Below are 668 nucleotides of genomic sequence, written 5' to 3'. Positions count from 1 at the left end.
AAGGCCGGTTCGCCGATGGCCCGCACCGGCGAGCAGCAGGTGGTGATCTGGTAAGCCACGGCTGACGCTGCGGCAGACCTGCAGAGGCCCGGGAATTCCCGGGCCTTTGTTTTTGGCGGCGCCCTGCGAGCGCGGCGTGATGCGTGCATGCCGCGTCGATGCGCGGCTTGCTATAGTGCGCGCGCCCTCAATCCATCACGGATTCGTTCCACATGCCCAACTTCCGTCCGCTTGCCATCGCCCTGGGCATCAGCCTGGCGACCCTGGTCCCGACCCACGATGCGTTCGCCGCCGCCAAGAAGAAGGCCGCACGCGCTCCGGCCGTCAGTGCCCAGTGCAGCGACTTCTATGACGCTACCAACGCAGGCTGGCTGAAGGCCAATCCGGTGCCGCAGACCGGCGCCACCACCGCGCTGGGCCAGCTGGTCGACCGCAGCCGCCAGCAGCAGCGTGAACTGCTCGACGCCGCGATGAAATCGCCGCAGGGCAACGTGCAGAAACTGCTGGGCGACTTCTGGGCCAGTGGCCTGGACGAAGCCGCCGTGGAAGCGGACGGTTCCAACCCGATCGCCCCGCTGCTGACCCGCATCAACGCCATCAAGAAGGCCAATGATGTGCCGGCATCGATCGCCGCGCTGCACCAGGTCGGCATCCCGGTGGCCTTCAAC

1 protein-coding gene is annotated in these 668 nt (G+C 67.4%); it reads left to right on the top strand.

All coding sequences use genetic code 11. The features are described from left to right. Positions 1 to 212: 212 nt before the first annotated feature. Positions 213 to 668, top strand: a 456-nt coding sequence (locus DAI20_RS19590; RefSeq protein ID WP_205781507.1) for a M13 family metallopeptidase N-terminal domain-containing protein, incomplete at its 3' end; no start/stop codon positions are given.

Origin of the sequence: Planctomonas deserti (assembly GCF_003067705.1) — a bacterium.
GTDB classification, from domain to species: Bacteria; Actinomycetota; Actinomycetes; order Actinomycetales; family Microbacteriaceae; genus Planctomonas; species Planctomonas deserti.
The sequence above is the reverse complement of the archived record's forward strand: the minus strand, read 5'-3'. Positions and strand labels throughout refer to the sequence as shown.